Raw genomic sequence first — 2,896 nt, 5'->3', positions numbered from 1 at the left:
GCCGGCCGCATGCAGGACGGCGAGCCCCACCTGGCCGGCACGGCCCGCCGCCCGGTCGCACGTCTGTCGGCCGCGACGGCCCGCGACATCGGCGCGGACGAGGGCGACCCGGTGACCGTCTCCACCGACCGCGGGGCGATCACCCTGCCGCTGGCGATCACCGAGATGCCCGACCGCGTGGTGTGGGTGCCGCAGAACTCGCCCGGCTCGGCCGTCAACGCCACCCTCGGCGCGGCCGCGGGCGAGATCGTGGGCATCGCCGTCGGGGATCCCGCCGCCGGGGAGGTGACGGCATGACCGACCTCTCGGCCTTCGGTGCGGACCCGTGGTGGCTGGTGCTCGCCAAGGTCCTCGCGGTGTTCGTGTTCCTCGTGGTGACCGTGCTCGCGGCGATCTACCTGGAGCGCAAGATCCTCGCGTGGATGCAGATGCGCATCGGACCCAACCGCGTCGGCCCGGGCGGCATCCTCCAGAGCCTGGCCGACGGCGTGAAGATCGCCCTCAAGGAGGGCCTCATCCCGGCGGGGGTCGACAAGCCGATCTACCTGCTCGCCCCGGTCATCGCGGTGATCCCGGCGTTCATGGCGTTCGCGGTGATCCCCTTCGGGCCCGTGGTCTCGGTGTTCGGGACCGCGACGCCGCTGCAGCTCACGGACCTGCACGTGGGGATCCTCTACGTCCTCGCGGTCACCTCGATCGGCGTGTACGGCATCGTCCTGGCCGGCTGGTCCTCCGGTTCGACGTACCCGCTGCTCGGCGGCCTGCGGTCCACGGCCCAGGTGATCAGCTACGAGATCGCCATGGCGCTGTCCTTCGTCGGCGTGTTCCTCTTCGCCGGCACCATGTCCACCTCGGGGATCGTGGCCGCGCAGTCGCAGGTGTGGTTCGTGTTCCTGCTGGCGCCGTCGTTCGTCGTCTACGTCATCTCGATGGTCGGCGAGACCAACCGCGCCCCCTTCGACCTGCCCGAGGCCGAGGGCGAACTCGTGGGCGGCTTCCATACCGAGTACTCGTCCCTGCGGTTCGCGATGTTCATGCTGGCCGAGTACGTCAACATGACCACCGTCTCCGCGCTCGCGGCCACGTTGTTCCTCGGCGGCTGGCAGGCGCCGCTGCCGTTCTCGCTCATCCCCGGCGCCGACTCCGGGTGGTGGGCGCTGCTGTGGTTCGTCGCCAAGGTGTGGACCTTCATGTTCCTGTTCATCTGGCTGCGGGCCACCCTCCCGCGGCTGCGCTACGACCAGTTCATGGCGTTCGGCTGGAAGGTGCTCATCCCCGTCTCCCTCGCCTGGGTGATGGCCGTGGCCACGATCCGGGTGGTCGTGGGTCCCGAGTCGGACCTCCTCACGCCGGCCATGGTGATCGCGGGCCTGGTCGCGGTCGCGGTCATCGTCGTCGTCCACCGGACCCGCACCCGACGCGGCGGCCGCGCCGCACCCACCGACGCCGGAACCCGCGCCGCGCCCACCGACCCCGCGCCCTTCGACCCCACCGCCGGCGGATTCCCCGTCCCGCCGCTCCCGCACCAGCGCGCCGCGCTCGGCCGCGCCGGCACCCCCGCCACACCGACCACCGACACCGCCCCGAGTCAGGAGGCCCGCCATGCCTAGGGTTCCCAGGTTCCTCGAGCCGCTCGCCGGGTTCGGGGTGACGTTCGCGACGATGTTCCGCAAGAAGCACACCGAGCAGTACCCGGAGGAGAAGGTCCCGACCGCGCCGCGCTACCACGGGCGTCACCAGCTCAACCGCTACGCCGACGGCCTGGAGAAGTGCATCGGCTGCGAGCTGTGCGCGTGGGCGTGCCCGGCCGACGCGATCTACGTCGAGGGCGCCGACAACACCGCCGAGGAGCGCTACTCCCCCGGCGAGCGGTACGGGCGGATCTACCAGATCAACTACCTGCGCTGCATCGGCTGCGGCCTGTGCGTCGAGGCCTGCCCGACCCGCGCGCTGACCATGACCAACGACTACGAGATGGCCGACGACAACCGCGCCGACCTCATCTACGAGAAGCACGACCTGCTCGGGCCCATGCTCGCCGGCATGGTGCCGCCACCGCACGACATGGTCCCCGGCGCCGACCACGCCGACTACTACCGCGGCGAGATCACCGGAGCGGTGCCCGAGCAGGGCGAACCATACGACCCGGCGAAGGCCTCATGATGGCCGCCGGCGAGTCGGTCCTGTTCTGGGTCCTGGCGACCGTCGCGGTGGCCGGGGCGCTGGGGGTGGTCGCGGCGACCCGGGCCGTCTACTCGGCGCTGTGCCTGGCGGCGACCATGGTCTCGCTGGCCGTCCTGTACATGGCGCAGGGCGCGGTGTTCCTCGGCGTCGGGCAAATCGTCGTCTACACCGGCGCCGTGATGATGCTGTTCCTGTTCGTGGTGATGCTCATCGGCGTGGAGTCCTCGGACTCGCTGGTCGAGCGGATACGCGGGCACCGGGTGGCGGCGATCCTCGCCGGCCTGGGGTTCGGGGTCCTGCTGGCCACCGGCCTCGCGCGGGCCGAGCTGCCGCCGTTCGCGGGGTTCGCGGCCGGCGGGTCCGAGGTGCCGGCGCTGGCCGAGCTGCTGTTCTCGCGACACGTGTGGGCGTTCGAGCTCACCGGGGTGCTGCTCATCATCGCCACGCTCGGCGCCATGGTGCTGGCCCACCGCGAGCGCTTCACCGGCCGCCTCACCCAGCGCCAACTCTCCGAGCAGCGGTTCCTCGACTGGCAGCGCGACGACACCGCGCGCGTGACGCCCCTGCCGAGCTCGGGCGTGTACGCGCGCCGCAACTCCGCCGACGTGCCCGCCCGCCTGCCCGACGGTTCCGACGCGCCGGACTCCGTGAGCGAGGTGCTGCGTCGCCACGCCCGCGACGCCAAGGCGGCGGACGAGCTCGAGGCCAGTGG

Annotated in this window: 4 protein-coding genes; all 4 read left to right on the top strand. The window is 71.9% G+C overall.

Annotation, left to right across the window (positions count from 1 at the left end; all coding sequences use genetic code 11):
- A partial coding sequence (locus G6030_RS12520; RefSeq protein WP_277817461.1) for a molybdopterin dinucleotide binding domain-containing protein occupies window positions 1-297 on the top strand: 297 nt, incomplete at its 5' end.
- Window positions 294-1,610: an NADH-quinone oxidoreductase subunit NuoH gene (gene nuoH / locus G6030_RS12515; protein WP_063972163.1), complete on the top strand. Its 1,317-nt coding sequence runs from the start codon at window positions 294-296 to the stop codon at window positions 1,608-1,610. The genes G6030_RS12520 and nuoH, both read left to right, overlap by 4 nt.
- A complete protein-coding gene (gene nuoI / locus G6030_RS12510; RefSeq protein ID WP_063972162.1) occupies window positions 1,603-2,163 on the top strand; it encodes an NADH-quinone oxidoreductase subunit NuoI in 561 nt (186 codons plus the stop codon). The genes nuoH and nuoI overlap by 8 nt, the downstream gene beginning before the upstream one ends.
- The coding region (locus tag G6030_RS12505; RefSeq protein WP_182643340.1) for an NADH-quinone oxidoreductase subunit J at window positions 2,160-2,896 on the top strand (737 nt) is incomplete at its 3' end. The genes nuoI and G6030_RS12505, both read left to right, overlap by 4 nt.

Origin of the sequence: Dietzia sp. E1, from assembly GCF_014145015.1 — a bacterium.
Taxonomy (GTDB): Bacteria; Actinomycetota; Actinomycetes; order Mycobacteriales; family Mycobacteriaceae; genus Dietzia; species Dietzia cinnamea_A.
This window is presented reverse-complemented; position numbering and strand designations above follow the sequence as displayed.

Excerpts from the sequence above, each read along its gene's own strand:
- nuoH (WP_063972163.1), top strand. The coding sequence starts at position 294 with ATGACCGACCTCTCGGCCTTCGGTGCGGACCCGTGGTGGCTGGTGCTC.
- nuoI (WP_063972162.1), top strand. The coding sequence starts at position 1,603 with ATGCCTAGGGTTCCCAGGTTCCTCGAGCCGCTCGCCGGGTTCGGGGTG.